Source organism: Paenibacillus sp. LjRoot153, from assembly GCF_964253085.1.
Taxonomy (GTDB): Bacteria; Bacillota; Bacilli; order Paenibacillales; family NBRC-103111; genus Paenibacillus_E.
In genome coordinates this window covers 361,108-376,544 of record NZ_CAXUQH020000001.1, presented here as the reverse complement: position 1 = coordinate 376,544, position 15,437 = coordinate 361,108, and the positions used below count along the sequence as shown (strand labels likewise).

Annotated in this window: 14 protein-coding genes; 9 read left to right on the top strand and 5 right to left on the bottom strand. The window is 48.6% G+C overall.

Features of this window, described 5'->3' with window-relative positions; all coding sequences use genetic code 11:
• Positions 1-23: 23 nt before the first annotated feature.
• Positions 24-1,436, top strand: a complete 1,413-nt coding sequence (gene pyk, locus ACSQ8P_RS01735; protein ID WP_436233621.1) for a pyruvate kinase — start codon at positions 24-26, stop codon at positions 1,434-1,436.
• Positions 1,437-1,865: 429 nt separating this feature from the next.
• Positions 1,866-2,813, top strand: coding sequence for a UV DNA damage repair endonuclease UvsE (gene uvsE / locus ACSQ8P_RS01730; RefSeq protein WP_436233620.1), 948 nt, complete (start codon positions 1,866-1,868; stop codon positions 2,811-2,813).
• A gap of 60 nt (positions 2,814-2,873) precedes the next feature.
• Here the strand turns inward: uvsE and ACSQ8P_RS01725 are convergent, their stop codons facing one another.
• Positions 2,874-3,728: a YihY/virulence factor BrkB family protein gene (locus tag ACSQ8P_RS01725; RefSeq protein ID WP_436233619.1), complete on the bottom strand. Its 855-nt coding sequence runs from the start codon at positions 3,726-3,728 to the stop codon at positions 2,874-2,876.
• An 89-nt stretch (positions 3,729-3,817) separates the two neighbouring features.
• On the opposite strand from ACSQ8P_RS01725, the gene ACSQ8P_RS01720 reads away from it, so the two are divergent.
• Positions 3,818-6,136: a UvrD-helicase domain-containing protein gene (locus ACSQ8P_RS01720; RefSeq protein WP_436233618.1), complete on the top strand. Its 2,319-nt coding sequence runs from the start codon at positions 3,818-3,820 to the stop codon at positions 6,134-6,136.
• A gap of 281 nt (positions 6,137-6,417) precedes the next feature.
• Here ACSQ8P_RS01720 and tpx read toward each other — a convergent pair whose 3' ends face one another.
• The 3 genes from tpx to trxB all read right to left on the bottom strand — a co-directional run bounded on the left by tpx (position 6,418) and on the right by trxB (position 8,303).
• The gene (gene tpx / locus ACSQ8P_RS01715) at positions 6,418-6,948 is read right to left on the bottom strand and encodes a thiol peroxidase (protein ID WP_436233617.1); all 531 of its coding nucleotides are present in this window, start codon (positions 6,946-6,948) and stop codon (positions 6,418-6,420) included.
• 82 nt (positions 6,949-7,030) lie between these two features.
• The gene (gene trxA / locus ACSQ8P_RS01710) at positions 7,031-7,342 is read right to left on the bottom strand and encodes a thioredoxin (protein WP_436233616.1); all 312 of its coding nucleotides are present in this window, start codon (positions 7,340-7,342) and stop codon (positions 7,031-7,033) included.
• On the bottom strand, positions 7,332-8,303 hold the full coding sequence (gene trxB / locus ACSQ8P_RS01705; protein WP_436233615.1) for a thioredoxin-disulfide reductase: 972 nt from the start codon (positions 8,301-8,303) through the stop codon (positions 7,332-7,334). The genes trxA and trxB overlap by 11 nt, the downstream gene beginning before the upstream one ends.
• 276 nt (positions 8,304-8,579) lie before the next feature.
• Between trxB and ACSQ8P_RS01700 the strand changes: the two genes are divergently transcribed.
• Entirely contained in the window at positions 8,580-9,491 is a 912-nt protein-coding gene (locus ACSQ8P_RS01700; protein ID WP_436233614.1) for a peptidylprolyl isomerase, read from the top strand.
• 300 nt (positions 9,492-9,791) lie between these two features.
• Here the strand turns inward: ACSQ8P_RS01700 and pdaA are convergent, their stop codons facing one another.
• Positions 9,792-10,562, bottom strand: coding sequence for a delta-lactam-biosynthetic de-N-acetylase (pdaA, locus tag ACSQ8P_RS01695; RefSeq protein ID WP_436233613.1), 771 nt, complete (start codon positions 10,560-10,562; stop codon positions 9,792-9,794).
• Positions 10,563-10,774: 212 nt separating this feature from the next.
• On the opposite strand from pdaA, the gene ACSQ8P_RS01690 reads away from it, so the two are divergent.
• The 5 genes from ACSQ8P_RS01690 to ACSQ8P_RS01670 all read left to right on the top strand — a co-directional run bounded on the left by ACSQ8P_RS01690 (position 10,775) and on the right by ACSQ8P_RS01670 (position 15,083).
• Complete coding sequence (locus ACSQ8P_RS01690) at positions 10,775-11,068, top strand: hypothetical protein (protein WP_056611039.1); 294 nt, start codon at positions 10,775-10,777, stop codon at positions 11,066-11,068.
• Between the two features lie 114 nt (positions 11,069-11,182).
• Complete coding sequence (locus ACSQ8P_RS01685; RefSeq protein WP_436233612.1) at positions 11,183-11,986, top strand: helix-turn-helix transcriptional regulator; 804 nt, start codon at positions 11,183-11,185, stop codon at positions 11,984-11,986.
• Between the two features lie 103 nt (positions 11,987-12,089).
• Entirely contained in the window at positions 12,090-13,064 is a 975-nt protein-coding gene (locus ACSQ8P_RS01680) for an ABC transporter substrate-binding protein (RefSeq protein WP_436233611.1), read from the top strand.
• Positions 13,065-13,068: 4 nt separating this feature from the next.
• Positions 13,069-14,091: a FecCD family ABC transporter permease gene (locus ACSQ8P_RS01675; protein WP_436233610.1), complete on the top strand. Its 1,023-nt coding sequence runs from the start codon at positions 13,069-13,071 to the stop codon at positions 14,089-14,091.
• Positions 14,088-15,083 carry a FecCD family ABC transporter permease gene (locus tag ACSQ8P_RS01670; protein WP_436233609.1) on the top strand — a complete coding sequence of 332 codons (996 nt, stop codon included), beginning with the start codon at positions 14,088-14,090 and terminating at the stop codon, positions 15,081-15,083. The genes ACSQ8P_RS01675 and ACSQ8P_RS01670 overlap by 4 nt, the downstream gene beginning before the upstream one ends.
• Positions 15,084-15,437: the final 354 nt, after the last annotated feature.

Below are 15,437 nucleotides of genomic sequence, written 5' to 3'. Positions count from 1 at the left end.
CATTCGAAAGGAAGTCCTTCACGATGCGTAAAACGAAAATCATTTGTACGATGGGTCCTGCGTGCGACTCCGTTTCAACTCTGAAAGAATTAATTGGCGCTGGCATGAGCGTTGCGCGTTTAAATATGGCACATGGCGATTTGGATGAACACCGCGGTCGTATTCAGCGTGTACGCCAAGCTGCTCAAGAAATGGGTGTTATTATCCCGATCCTGATGGATATCAAGGGTCCAGAAATCCGCATCGGTCAACTGAAAGATGCTTCCTATGACTTGCAAACGGGCGATCGCATCGTCTTGACGACCGAACAAATTATCGGTGACTCCAGCCGCGTATCCGTGAACTACCCAGGCTTGCCGCAAGATGTTAAACCAGGCAATCTTGTGTTGATCGACGATGGCTCCATTGAACTGCGCGTTGAAATGATCGACGGCACAGAAGTGACATGCAGTGTCTTGAACCCCGCTCAGTTGAAGCAGCGCAAAGGCGTTAACTTGCCAGGCGTACGTACATCCTTGCCAGGTGTGACAGAGCGCGATGTGATGCACATCAAATTCGGCGTTGAGGAAAATATTTCGATCGTCGCGATGTCCTTCGTTCGTAACGGAAACGATGTTAGTGAGGTTCGCGCGCTTCTGGAGCAGCACGGCGCTGGTTTGACGCCGATCATCTCCAAAATCGAGAACGAAGAAGGCATGACGAACTTCGCTTCCATCTTGGAAGCGTCCGATGGCATCATGGTTGCCCGTGGTGACCTTGGGGTTGAAATTCCGACAGAGGAAGTTCCGATTGCACAAAAAGATATGATTCGCGCTTGTAACCTCGCTGGTAAACCAGTTATCACAGCTACGCAAATGCTGGATTCCATGCAGCGCAACCCGCGTCCGACTCGCGCTGAAGTGAGTGACGTGGCCAATGCCGTGCTTGACGGCAGTGACGTTGTGATGCTTTCCGGCGAGACAGCCGCTGGTAAATATCCGATCGAGTCCGTGACGATGATGGCGACCATCGCTGAGCGCGTCGAGCAAACCATGGTGCGCAGCTCCTTGGTTGATGCGCAGCTGCAATCCAACAACGAAATCACGGAAGTGTTGTGCCAAGCGGTTGTATCTTCCGCGAACAAGCTGCATGCTGCGGCGATTCTCACACCGACAGAGACAGGCTTCACGGCGCGTATGATCGCGAAATATCGCCCAGAAGCACCGATTATCGCGGTAACGAACAGCCAGCACGCGATCAGCCAATTGAGCATGGTGCAGGGCGTTATCCCTGTTCTTGGTGAGTTCTGCGAATCGACGGATGCGATGATTCGCTCCGCGATCAACCAAGCGGAGACGCTTGGTTATGTGAAGAAAGGCGACCTCACGGTCGTCTCCGCCGGTATTCCAGTTGGGAAGTCCGGTACAACCAACCTGTTGAAGGTTGAGCGAGTTTAAGGGCATCATACCAAACCACCGCAATCAACTGATTTCTTGCTGCAACCACCGCCTCCCCGACGCCCCCACGGAAACGATTAGATGGAAAACCTCCATCTAATTTCGGCGATAACGGCTGGCGAAACGAAATAACGGGAAAAACTCCCGTTATTTTCGAGGAATCACTAGGAAATCGGTTAAATATCGAGAAATAGATGGACTTTCTCCATCTAACTGCAATTTTCGGCGCAATGTCAGTCAATTAGCTGTACTTTTTACAGTTAACTGCCTGCGTAGCACAGACCATTAAGCCTCCCTTCCACCCTTGTCCTGTGGAGTGGGAGGCTTTTTTGTGTCCCCCTGCCACCAAGATGAAAGTTTGTGAGAAAGCTAGCTAGGAAAAGGGGTACACTAGAGTAACCATTAACTTTCGAGCAACGGAGGACGCACGTGATTATTCGACTTGGATTCGTATCTACTGCAATGGCGATTTATAATAACACGCCTAGTTCAACGTTCACATATAAGCTATTCTCCGAGCGGCCGCGCGACGAAGCCATGCAGCGTGCTATTGAAATTGGCCGCAAAAACCTCCAAGCTACGCAGCGGATTCTCTATTACAATGCCGCTCACGGCATTCGTTTGTTTCGACTGTCGTCTGCACTAATCCCGCTGGCCACACATCCAGATGTGCGGATTGATGTAGCCAGTGAGTATGCGGACGAGCTTCGCAAGCTCGGTGACTTCGCGAAGGCACACGATATTCGGCTCAGCATGCATCCGAATCAATTCACGCTGCTCAACGGAAGCGATAAAGTGGTTGCTGCGGCGATCGAAGATTTGAATTATCATGCGGCCATTCTGGATGGCATGGGACTGGACGAGGCCGGCATCATTAACATCCATGTTGGCGGTGTGTATGGCGATAAGGAGGCTGCGACGCAGAAGCTTTTCGACAACGCGCCGAAGGTACCCGAGTCTGCGATGCGGCGGCTGACGTTCGAGAACGATGATAAAACGTACACGTTGGAGGAGACCCTTGCCGTAAGCCAGAAGCTGCAGCGCCCGTGCATGCTGGATTTGCACCATGATTGGTGCAATCCATCCGTTCTTTCTCCCATAGAGCTGCTTCCCCAAATTGCCCAGACATGGGGAGAACTGCCGATAAAGATCCACGTCTCCTCGCCCAAGAGCGAGAAGGAATTTCGCTCCCACTCGGATTACATCGAACCGGAGATGCTCACGGCTTTTCTCAAAAGCTGCAAAGAAATCGATCTTCCCCGCATCGACGTCATGATTGAAGCGAAGGTGAAGGATTTGGCTCTATTCCGTCTTGCGGAGCAGCTTGGCAAAATCCGCGGCGTTAAGCGGTTGGAGGGTGGGGTACTGAGTTGGTGAGTTCACTGGATCGCCAGGCCAGCCCCAACTGAATCACATCAAAAGAACCGATTCTGATGATCAGACTCGGTTCTTTTCCGTCGTTTCAAGGGCCGCATTGGCCTTGTGTATATTTTTCACATGGCGCAAGGCATTAATTTCGCCGCCGATAATGATAATGAGGGCTGAAATGTAAAACCAGGTCATCAACACAATGATCCCGCCAATACTACCATATGTCGCGCTGTAGTTGGTGAAGCTGTTGACATAGAAGGAGAACGCCAACGACGTTCCTTGCCAACCGATGGCGGCGAATAACGCGCCGGGCAGCACGCTTTTACAAGTTAAACATGTGTTGGGTGCGATATAGTAAATGCCGATGAATACGACAAAAATGATGACAAAGTTAATAATCCAGCGCAGATGGTTCCACAGCTCAATATGGGAAGTCGCCACATGGACATGCTCCGCTAACCAATCCCCAATCCAGTGACCGAATACGCTGAGCAACAGCGCTGAGATGATCACGACTAACATACCTAAAGTAAGCATGATAGCTAAAAAGCGAGAGTGAATAAAGCTTTTACGAGCTGGCAATCCGTACGCTTTGTTGACTGCCCGAACAATTGCGTTCATCGCCGCGCTGGCACTCACTAAGGCCAAGATTAAACCGAAGGAGAGTGTGCCTCCTCTTTTGACATTGAGCAGGTTACTGAGTGTTTCCTCGAGCCACCCTGCCACAGCACCCGGAATGTACTCCCGAATCAAGCCGACGACATCGTCGGAGGAGAACGGCAAGTACCCGAGTAAGCTCATTACGAACAGCAGTAATGGAAAAAGGGAGAGCAGAAAATAGTAAGCGCACTGTGCGGCAAGCCCGGTGGCATCGTGTTCATTGAACTGCCCCCACAACAATTTAACGTAAGATTTAACCATACGGCTATTTTTCCTTTCATACGGCTATAATTGTGGTAAAATAGGTGGTTCAGTCTTGCAAGAAACATTGTTATGAAACAGGTGGTCACATGAACTCTCTTCCTATGTATACAACGCCGTTAGGCTTTAAACCAACGACAGAACGCCCCGTGCCCCATGCGAAAATGGCACTTCTTACGAATAGCACGGAGCTTGTGCCCGATACAGATGCAGATAGCTATTTTTTCCGTGATCTAGAGGAGCACGGCATCCTTCTAAATGAAGCTCAAATTAAGGCAGTCCGACATTTCAAAGGCCCCCTGCTCACGCTAGCTGGCGCCGGTTCTGGTAAAACGACGGTGCTTGTGTGCCGCGTTGCTTACTTACTCCGTGTCCATCAGGTGCAGCCTGCGAATCTGTTGCTGATTACGTTTTCCAAAAAAGCCGCTGAAGAAATGCGAGAACGTCTCACGACGTTGCCCGGTCTTCATGCGAGTATGGCTAATGTGATGCAGGTGCGGACCTTTCATGCATTTTGCCTGCGTTTACTACGAATGAACGGGCTGCAACAGGAGATTCTGAGCGATGGCCGCTTTCAACAAATTGTTTTCAAGCGGATCATGCTTAGTATGGGCTTGCAGGATACTTATCAGCCAGAGGTGCTGATTACACTGCTTTCCTCCTACAAAATGCAGCTTACCGACGTCGAAGATCTCCCTGAAAGTACGGAAGAAGAACAGGAAGTTAAGAAAATTTTCTTGCAGTATGAACAGTGGAAAATGGAGCAGATGAAGATCGATTTCGATGATATTTTGATCAAAGCGTATCAGTTATTGCTTTACAATCCCGACATTCTCCGCTCCATGCAGCGCAAATTCACATACATCAGCGTTGATGAGTTCCAGGATACGAATACCGTTCAGTATGAAATTATAAAAATGATTGCGGCGGTTCATCAGAATCTGATGGTCGTGGGTGACGATGACCAAACCATTTACTCGTTCAATGGCGCAAGAAATGAGTTCATTTTGCAATTCCATGAACAGTACCCTACTGCAACAACCGTCACACTGGATATCAATTATCGATCGACATCGAGTATTGTTGGCTTAGGCAATGCGATCATTAAGCATAACGTGCAGCGGAAATCGAAAACGCTTCTGGCCACCAAGGAAAGCACACTAAAGCCGCATTATGTGAAGCCTGCGAACAGCGATGACGAAGCGGATTGGTTAATCGACGATATTCGGCTTAAAGTTGCTGAGGACGGCAACCAGTATGGGGATTTCGCGATATTATATCGGACGGCGAGCAACAGTCGGGCCATTATTGAGGCGTTGATCCTACACAACCTCCCTTTTGTCGATTACGGTTCGAATGATTCCTTCTACGAACAGTGGATGGTGAAGCCGATTATTGACCATTTGCGGATTGCGCATGAGCGACGGAATTTCGAAGCCATCGAAGGGGTCCTCCCCTCATTATATATTGGACGAGACCAAGGCATGCGTATTATTCAAGATCAAGAAGCGATTCAGGCAAAAAAGTGGCCTTTAATCCATCTGCTGGGGCTTCCACAGTTAAAGGAATTTCAGAAAGAAAAGTTGAAAGCCCGCATTCGTTTGATCAAATCTCTCGTGGAGATGACGCCGCTCGCAGCGATTCAGGCGATTCGCAAGGATTTCTATGATACTTTCCTCGAGACGAATAAGCGCAGCAAGCTCACACAGCATCGTGAAATGCTGAAGGAAACGCTGGACGAGCTAGAGTCCTCTGCCAAGCGGTTCAATACGGTCGAGCAGTTCCTTTATTTTATCCATGAAGTGGCGGAAAAACGCACGGAAATGCGGATGCAAAGCAAAGAACAATTCGCGGACAAAATCTCGCTGATGACGATTCATAAATCGAAGGGACTCGAGTTCCCGATTGTGTACCTGCTCTGTGCGATTGAAGGCAATATGCCGCATAGCTCGGCACTCGATGCAAGCCATTTGGACGATGTCAAAATGGCGGGCGTTGCGGGGCGCGACAAGGGCACCGCCGCGCTCGAGGAAGAACGGCGACTAGCTTATGTCGCCGTGACAAGGGCGAAAGGCGAGCTGCTGATTAGCTCGCCGGCGTTCTACCGCGGGAAGAAGGCGGAGCCTTCCCGGTTCTTGCTGTCCGCGTTCCCTGGCGCGGACGGAGCCGTGACCAGCCGCAGCAAGCCGGCTGGTGGGTTCGGCCCGGCCACAGGCGGAGCCGTGGCTGGCGGTAGTGCTGCGACCGCGACCGAGCGGGTCGCGGCTTGGTTGTGCGGCGCGACCCGCTGCAAAGCCTGGTCGCGGATCTCTTCGCCGAAGGAGGCACGACTCGCGGCGAAGGCGTGCCCGCTCTGCGGCACGGGCATGGTCAAGGGCAGCCGCGAGATCGCGCTGGCGCGGCGGTAGCTGTTGCTGATCTTCCTCTTTCGACTCAGATGTTGTAGAAACTACAACATTATGCTTGGATTTGTGTCATTTCCAGCGTAATGTTGTATCGCATACAACAATATTCTCTGATTTATTTCATTTCCAGCGAAATCGAGCAGTAATGTTGTATGGCATACAACATTACCCTGCTACATGAGCCTTCAAACAATATGTTGTTGTACAACCTACAACATTCCCTCTTCATACCAAAGAGCAGCCATCCCACAAGGATGACTGCTCTTTTCTTTCATCTCGACATTTTACACTAACGCTCTCAACGCCTTTAAAGCTGCCTCATAATCCGGATGGTTACTCATTTCAGTCAAATACTCCACATAGCGAACTGTATCATTCGCATCTACGATGAAGATCGCACGCTGATCCAACTGAATTTCTTTGATAAGCACGCCGTATGCTTGACCGAAGGAACGATTTTTGTAGTCGGAAAGGGTGACGACTTTATCAATACCGGCAGCACCGCAGAAACGGCTTTGTGCAAAAGGCAAATCCACCGAAATCGTCAAAATGACGACGTCATCGCCAAGTTTGTCAGCTTCCACATTGAAGCGGCGCGTCTGAGCGTCACATGTTCCTGTATCCACGGAAGGTACAACGGAAATAAGTTTCACTTTGCCCGCATAGTCCGCCAAGCTGACTTCCGTCATCAGATCCTTATTTACTTTAAAGTCTGGTGCTTGATCCCCTACTTTAATTTCTGGTCCCAGTAAAGTAATTGGATTGCCTCCAAGGGTAGCGATGCCTGTACGTTCTTGTAGGTTTGTCTGTGTCATATGGTAATCCTCCTAAGGTATATGTGAGTGATTTCGTTGTTCGTGAATGTAGTTAACAACGATTTAGAATGTACGGTCTAGCTTAAACCGCTGCAATAACGGCTTTCAACTTCTCTTTGCTCTGAAACCCAACCAGCTGATCGACCACTTGCCCATCTTTGAAAACAAGTAATGTCGGGATGCTCATCACGTTGTACTTTGCAGCGGACTCTGGGTTATCATCGACGTTGATTTTAACAATTTTCGCAGTGTCACCGAGTTCAGCTGAGAGTTCATCTAAGATTGGAGCGATCATTTTACAAGGGCCGCACCATGGTGCCCAGAAATCGACGAGGACGGTACCAGTCCCAGTTTCATTTTGAAAAGAAACATCGGAAATATGATTAACGGACATAGCTCATTCCTCCTTGTAATTCGTGCTCTACGGAAGCTTGTTGCTCCGAAATATAGCGTTCGGCATCGAGTGCAGCCATACATCCGCTGCCTGCTGAAGTAATCGCTTGACGGTAGATCCGATCCTGTACATCGCCGCAAGCGAATACCCCTGGGATCATTGTTTGGGACGTACCCGGTATCACCTGCAAGTAACCAAGCTCATCGGTTGGCAGCTGCCCACCTAAGAAACCGGTATTAGGGGTATGCCCGATTGCGAGGAAAATCCCGTCCGCCTCGAGTAACTCTTCTTTACCTGTAGCGTTATTGTGGACTTTCAGTCCTGTCACACCCATCGGTCCTGCCACCACTTCAAGTGGTGTACGATTCAAGCTCCAAGCTACTTTGCTGTTGCCGCGAGCGTGATCTTGCATGATTTTTGAAGCTTTGAGATCGTCTCTACGATGTACTATGCGCACTTCAGACGCGAATCTTGTCAGGAATTGTGCTTCCTCCATTGCAGTGTCGCCGCCGCCGATGACGATGATTTTTTTGTTCCGAAAGAAAAATCCGTCACACGTCGCGCAAGTACTTACCCCTTTGCCGATATTGTCTGCCTCACCAGGTATGCCTAATTTCTTAGCTGTTGCACCTGTCGAAATAATTAACGAGTCTGCGGTTAATTGTCCGCCGTCCTCGAGAAATAAAGTGAATGGACGTTTGGAGAAGTCCACCTCTGTTACACGCCCCGACTGAATCGTTGCCCCGAAGCGAAGCGCTTGTTTCCTCATGTTGTCCATTAGCTCAGGCCCCGTAATTCCATCAGGGAAACCTGGGAAGTTATCGACCTCTGTCGTCGTGGTCAGTTGACCACCTGGCTGTATACCCTCTATAACAAGTGGCGAAATGTTCGCTCTCGCTAAGTAAATGGCTGCAGTTAGTCCTGCAGGTCCTGTTCCGATAATGATCGCTTTATGATGCATAGGAATTCCTCCTTTTTTTCTACCGGTATGCTGACACTTAATTCATACTTTTATATTGTGTAAAATTTAATTGGTGACAAACCTTATGAACAAATCATATCAATCACAGTTTATTTTGTCAACAATTAAATTGTACACAATTTAAAATACATACCTATCATGTATTAAGCTCACGTTCAGCTTGCACTCATACTTTCTTCAGCTTGGTCAGGCATAATGGGGTACAGAAAGAGAACGACCCACACAAACAGCCACATCACGAGAGGAAGTATATACATGAATTCAAAAAATAATCGCATATGGGTATGGACATCATCCGCCCTTTTGGTCAGCTTGATCGCTTACGCTTCGGTATTTCCACCTGTTTCTAAAAGTAACAATGAGAAAGCCGTTGCCAAGGTCAACGGTGTTGAAATAAGTACGACTAAGCTGTATAGCGCGTTGGTAGCAAGTGGCGGAGAACAAACGCTAGACTCTATGATCACGGAAGAGCTTATCAACCAAGAGAGTAAGAAGGCGGGAGTCCAGATTACGGATGCCGATGTGACGAATGAGATTCAAACGATTAAAGCTACGTATGGCTCCGACGATGAATTTAACCAAGCGCTTGCCAACTATGGCATGACACTCGACGATTTGAAGAAAAACATGCAGTCCCAAGTGATGCTGAAAAAGCTTTTGGAGCCACAAGTCACGGTCACTGACGATGAAATTAAGAAATATTATGATGAAAATTTAGAATCATTAAAAGTACCTGCACAAGTGAAAGCTTCTCATATCTCTGTAGCGACGGAGGCTGAAGCTGAGGCAATTATTGCGAAGCTGAAAAGCGGCGGGGATTTCGCAACACTTGCGAAAGAAAGCTCCACGGATGCAGCAACGAAGGATAAAGGCGGAGATCTTGGTTATATCTCGGCAGGACAAGGAGATCCGGTCTTTGAAGCCGCGGCGTTTGCTTTGGAAACAGGCGGTCTAAGCTCTGCAGTACAAACAGCAACAGGTTACGATGTTATTAAGGTAACGGATCATAAAGCTGCTTCGACACCAACGCTTGCAGACAAAACAGCTACAATTAAACAATCGTTAGTCGATCAAAAGATCTCAACGCTTTCCCAAACTTGGTTGGAACAAAAGAAATCCGAAGCAAAGATTGAAAATAATCTTGCCGACTTGACTAAGACAACCTAGTCTTGGCTTCCGTACGGCGCATGTGAACTGAAATAACTGTAAAATAGGTAGTTAAATTGAGCTTTTTCCACTCGAATCTCGATTTAGATGGAAAACATCCAGTTAATTCCAACCAGTTTCTGCTTAAAAAATGTCGCTAATTAGCTGCATGAAATCCATCTATTTCGGAAATCCGGGGTAATTGCATGAAAATAGATGCATAAAATCCATCTAATCGGTCCGCTAGGCGCACCACCACCACCTACAAAACACCAAACAAGCCCCTTAGCTACAGTAGCTAAGGGGCTTTCTATTTCCTATCTACGGGGTGCGAAGCTTCATCTCGTCTAGACTCTTGAACTGGTAGCCCTGTGCCCGCGCGGCATCAATGATTTTACCGAGCGCTTCCGTATTATCGCTGGATACGGAATGCAACAGGATGACAGCACCTGGATGCAGCTGGGCCATCACATTTTTGTAGGCATACTCCCAGCCCTTCTGCTGCTTGGGTTCCCAGTCGCGATACGCAACGGACCAGAACACATTCGTGTAGTTAAGCCCCTGACTGACAGCCAGCGAGCGGTCGTTGAATATGCCCCGCGGAGCACGCAGATAGTGCATTTCCTTTTGCCCTGTCACCGCGGCGACCTCATCTTTCACTTTGTTGAGCTCTTTCTGAATGCGTTCTGCCGGAATCTGGCTCATATCGGGATGGCTCCATGAATGGTTGCCGATCAGATGCCCCTCGGCTGCCATGCGCTTGAGCAACTCCGGTTCCGTCCGAATGTAGTGGCCCGTTACGAAAAATATGGCCGGTACCTGCTTCTCTTTGAGCACATCCAGAATTCGACCTGTGTAGCCTTGTTCATACCCGTTATCGAAGGTTAAGTACAATTCCTTTTGAGACTGATCGCCTGTAAAGACAGCGCCGTGCTGCTTCAAGAGACCCTTGAATCCCTCTTCATCGATCGATGGCGGTTGGCCGTTGACACTCTTTTTGAAACCAAAATGATAAGTTCCATCCGCTGAGACCATGGTCACTTGCCCCGCCATAAGAGCTAGGGAAAATAGGAGAATACGCAAGATTTTCATATGGATGTCATGCACTCCTTGCCTTGTGTGATGAGTTGTGGCGAGTTACAGCCAATTGGGACTGTTACTAATATGCCACACCACGGCAGGAGATTATGTGTTGGCCACCTCATTGAAAACCAATATAATATTCCGCCATCTTCGAATTCTGTGATATCCCCCCATTCCACTTGGCTTTCATCTGAATACAATAGAGTACATGATCTGTAGGGGTGGAGATTCATATTCGTAGACGTGATCCTAAACCAATCAAAGAAGATTTACTGCATGTCCTAAAACTTTCGTCCGAGGAAGACATTTATACAGCACAAGTTAACGGATTTTCGTTGGCCGATATCGCGAAAGCTAACCAGGTTGATGTACAGAAGGTCATTGAACTCCAATTAGCGGAACTAACAGAGCAGCTGCAGTTGCGACTGTTTAATGGCAGCATCACACCTGAGCAATATCTAGCCCAGCGTGCTGAATTACCAGAAATCATTAGTAAGAGTGTATATGCGATGTGATCGCGCGGCACCCCGAATGGGGTGCTTTTTTTGTCAGTGAAGGCTTGTTGCTGTACTGCTTTTATGTCACTATGAGACTACTACCTACGCTGCTTAGAAAGGAGTTCATGCGATGTGAATTTCCATCAAATGATTCCACTTGTTCCGCTGATTGATCATATTCAGGTGGCTTCTTCCACCCTAGCCATCACTAGTTCACCTAGCAAATATCAATTAGTTATTGTACGCCAAGGTCACTTCATGCTACACTTCGCCGGCCATGAACCCATCATTTGTTCACAAGCTTATGCCTGTCATCCTAATCAAGGTGACTACACCATTCAAGTACCCAGAACGAAAATCGTCGACTATGTCGTCATTACCTATACCATGGTGCCAGATGAGCATGTTTGGACCTTACAAGGACATCTAACAACCTTAAGCGAAATCAAAATTCACTATATGCTCGATGAGATTATCCGAAGAACACAGGAGCTTACTCCCCAGACCGCCCAAGATGACGCGACACATAGGATGCGAATGAGGATGATGCTGGAGCGCATTCTATTTATTTATCTGCACGAATCCGATTTGACTCACGAGAAGAAGTCAGCTGCAGAATCGATCGAGGGCACGATCTCCTATATCAACGAGCATTATATGCTAGAGCTTACCTTGCCTATGCTGGCACGACGTGCAGGAATGAGTGTGGGGTATTTTACAGTTTTATTTAAAAAGATGACTGGAAAGACACTCATGAGCTACTTGTATGCCTTGCGTATCGAGAAAGCTAAGATCATGTTCCTGCAGACAGATCTGCTGGCCAAAGAGATCGCGAGCCGCGTTGGATTCGTCGATTACTTCCATTTCAGCAAGGTTTTCAAGAAAAAAACAGGTTATACACCTTCCGAATATGTCACCACTCACTCTAAAATCTAACAATAAGACATGTCCAATCTGCATATTGGACATGTTCTATGTAACCATTATTCGGTATTATACTCATTGAGAATAATAATCATTTTCACGGAGGAATGCTGAGATGAAATCCTTATTTACCCGTATTAGCCTTATCGCACTGATCAGCGTTTTTGCACTAAGCCTTGCTGCTTGTGGCAAAACGACGAATACCGAATCAGCTGCAACAACGACACCAGCTGCCGCTAGCCCAACCCCTGCTGCCAAAGCGGATGGAAAAATAACTGTTCAAGATGCGGTAGGCACGGTTGAACTGCCTAAGAAGCCTGAACGTATCGTAGCCATGGAATTCGGCTTCACAGATATCCTTGTTTCTCTTGGCGTACAGCCAATCGGCGTTGCGGACGATAGCTCTCCAGACCTTTTGATGGACTCCGTAAAAGCATTGCTGAAAACTTACACATCCGTCGGCTCACGCTACGAGCCTAACATTGAACTTATTTCTTCCCTTAAACCAGATCTGATTATCGTTGATATTAATAAACATAAAGCTGCGATTCCACAGCTCAAAGGTATCGCACCTGTCCTTGTTTTGGATGACTTCCAAGCGGACTACAATCAAATGCTTAAAAATGTAGGCATTATCGCACAAGCCGTTGGTAAAGTTGAAGAAGGCAAGAAGCGCCTAGCTGAACACCAAACGAAAGTTGAAGCGATGAAAAAGAAGCTAGCCGCATCGAACATTAGCGTTCTCCCTGCGGTTGTGAATCCAAAAGGCTTCTTCGCACACTCCGATCATGCGTACAGTGGCTCCTTCCTCTCTATGCTTGGCTACAATGATCCAGTTAAAAATGCGACAGCTTATCCACAGCTTACCCTTGAACAGCTGGTAGAGTCGAATCCAAAAGTCCTATTCGTAATGCCAACTGAGAAAGTTACCATCGTGCAAGAATGGGAAAAGAACCCGCTCTGGCAGAAAATTGATGCTGTAGCTAACAAAAAAGTATTCACTGTTGAGAGACGTGACTGGTCCTTGTCCCGTGGCATGATCGGGTCGGAGAAAATCCTCGACGATATCGTGAAGAATTTGGGGCAGTAGTTCAATGAACCAACCCATGAACCTTGAGAAGCAGAGCCGTAAATGGCCTCTGCTCTTCCTATTTTCTGCGAGTCTACTAGCTATACTAATTGGGATTATGGCTAGTTTAAAATGGGGCCAATCCCCCGTGTCATGGCACACGTTGTACGAAGCTGTGACCTATCAAGGCAATGATAAGGCTCATCTGTATATCCAAACGCTGCGCTTACCGCGCGCCATCATGGCTTGCATCGTCGGGATGCAGCTTGGGTTGGCAGGGCTGCTCACCCAGCTCACGACCAAAAACCCGCTGGCTTCCCCTCACATTTTCGGCATCAATGCGGGAGGTGCTTTAGCGGTTGTAGTTGGACTTGTTTTTTTGCCACATTTCGGCAACATGGGGTTGATTGCTTTTGCCTTTGTCGGCGCTGCGCTAGGTGCTTTGCTGGTCTGGTCGCTTGCTGGAACGGGTAGCAAACAATACGTCTATATTGCGCTCGCTGGCATCACGATCCACTTCCTCCTTTCCTCGTTGACGGAAGGGGTCATTATTCTTAATCAGCATGCGACAGACAGCATGATTTTCTGGTTGGTCGGCTCTTTGAGTCAAGCCGCTTGGACCGAAGTGCGCGTGATTCTTCCGTTTTTTATAGGAGGTATGCTGCTATTTGCGTTCATGCTCCCTTCGTTTAAACTGCTGCTTGTCGATGATGAAATTGCGACGGGGCTTGGCCAACGCATCACGTTCGTGCGCGGCATCAGCGTGCTGCTCGTCATTGTACTCGCTGGCTCCGCGGTAGCCTTATGTGGTCCCATCGGCTTCGTCTGCCTGATTGTGCCGCATATTGCGCGCGCATTAGTAGGTACGAACTTGGTCGTTCTCGGACCGTTAACGGCTTTACTTGGCGGTATTCTGCTGTTATATGCTGATTTTTTAAGCCGTTTTATTGCCTTTCCGTTCGAGTCACCCGTTGGCATCGTAACTTCCGTCATCGGCGCTCCCTTCTTCATTTACTTGGCTTTAAAGCAAGGGAGGTCAAGAGGATGACTCGGAAAGCATTGCGGATCCCCGTTATTTCGTTGATCATTGCTTTCCTGCTGATGATCATCTTAGCCATCATCTATGCGCATGTTGGCGCGGTTCGTATTCCTTATCGCGACGTATGGGCAGCGCTTACGGATGCAAAGCATCCTTCGTATTTTATCGTGCACCAATTGCGCTTACCTCGTATACTGGTTGCTATTCTTGCTGGTTTTGGACTGGCGGTTGGTGGCGTGATTCTCCAAAGCGTCATTCGAAACCCTTTGGCGAGCCCCGATGTTATCGGGATTACCAAAGGGGCTGGCTTTATGGCCGCCGGGGTCATTTTCTTGTTCCCTAAGCCGCCAAGCTATTACTTACCGATTGCCGCTTTCATTGGGGCATTCGCTGCCTTCCTCTTGCTGCTCTTGTTAAGTCGCCGGCTAACCCTGCGTCCCTCCCATCTTGCCCTTGTGGGCATTGCGATTGGGACGATCTTTCAGGCTGGCATCCAGTATTTGATTGTTCGCCATCCTAGTGACATCAATGCGGCGCTGCTTTGGCTCTCAGGCAGTCTGTGGAACCGCAGCTGGAGCAACGTATACAGCCTGCTGCCGTGGATTGCCGTGCTGTTGCCCATCGTATGGGCGAACTTCGCCAAGCTGAACGTGTTTCAGCTTGGGGACGAGATGACCGCCGCGTTGGGCGTGCGAATTGGGCGGCAGCGCTTCTGGCTGCTGCTGCTCGCCGTTAGCTTAGCCGGCATCTCCGTGTCGGCTGTCGGAGCGATCAGCTTCATCGGCCTGATCGCGCCCCATATTGCGCGAAGCCTCGTCGGCGGCCGGCACCAATGGTTGATCCCGCTCGCCGCCTTGATCGGCGCGGATCTCATGCTGCTCGGCGACTTAGTCGGCCGCGTCATTATTCTCCCACGGGAAGTCCCCGTGGGGATTATGACGGCGGTCATCGGGACGCCGTACTTTATTTATTTGCTGCGCCGCGAGCGGCGTCGGCGGTAGGGAACAACTCCTTAACTAACTCCCATTGCTACCTTTGATCTATTTGCGCTTCTCAAGCTCCTATTGTTTCAAACTAGCTAATATTGAAGAGGCAATCCGTGGAAAGCCTCTGTGGTTGAGGTGGAATCGGGCGTCAGAGTGCGAGCGCCTACGTGCCTGCATCCGCTTTAACTGTATAAACTACAGTTAATTTTCGCGAATTCGCTTGTTTCTGACGAATAACTGGAAAATATACAGCTAATTCGTTGAGATTTCGAAGAGTCGGGCTAAAACCTGAAAATTAACTACAGGAAATACATCTAAACCTTCGAATGCGTGAAACAATGCTTAATTTAGATGGAGTAAATCCAGTTA

Coding starts and splice junctions, on each gene's coding strand:
- pyk (WP_436233621.1), top strand. CDS start 24: ATGCGTAAAACGAAAATCATTTGTACGATGGGTCCTGCGTGCGACTCC.
- ACSQ8P_RS01725 (WP_436233619.1), bottom strand. CDS start 3,728: ATGGTTAAATCTTACGTTAAATTGTTGTGGGGGCAGTTCAATGAACAC.
- ACSQ8P_RS01720 (WP_436233618.1), top strand. CDS start 3,818: ATGAACTCTCTTCCTATGTATACAACGCCGTTAGGCTTTAAACCAACG.
- tpx (WP_436233617.1), bottom strand. CDS start 6,948: ATGACACAGACAAACCTACAAGAACGTACAGGCATCGCTACCCTTGGA.
- trxA (WP_436233616.1), bottom strand. CDS start 7,342: ATGTCCGTTAATCATATTTCCGATGTTTCTTTTCAAAATGAAACTGGG.
- trxB (WP_436233615.1), bottom strand. CDS start 8,303: ATGCATCATAAAGCGATCATTATCGGAACAGGACCTGCAGGACTAACT.
- ACSQ8P_RS01700 (WP_436233614.1), top strand. CDS start 8,580: ATGAATTCAAAAAATAATCGCATATGGGTATGGACATCATCCGCCCTT.
- pdaA (WP_436233613.1), bottom strand. CDS start 10,562: ATGAAAATCTTGCGTATTCTCCTATTTTCCCTAGCTCTTATGGCGGGG.
- ACSQ8P_RS01680 (WP_436233611.1), top strand. CDS start 12,090: ATGAAATCCTTATTTACCCGTATTAGCCTTATCGCACTGATCAGCGTT.
- ACSQ8P_RS01675 (WP_436233610.1), top strand. CDS start 13,069: ATGAACCAACCCATGAACCTTGAGAAGCAGAGCCGTAAATGGCCTCTG.
- ACSQ8P_RS01670 (WP_436233609.1), top strand. CDS start 14,088: ATGACTCGGAAAGCATTGCGGATCCCCGTTATTTCGTTGATCATTGCT.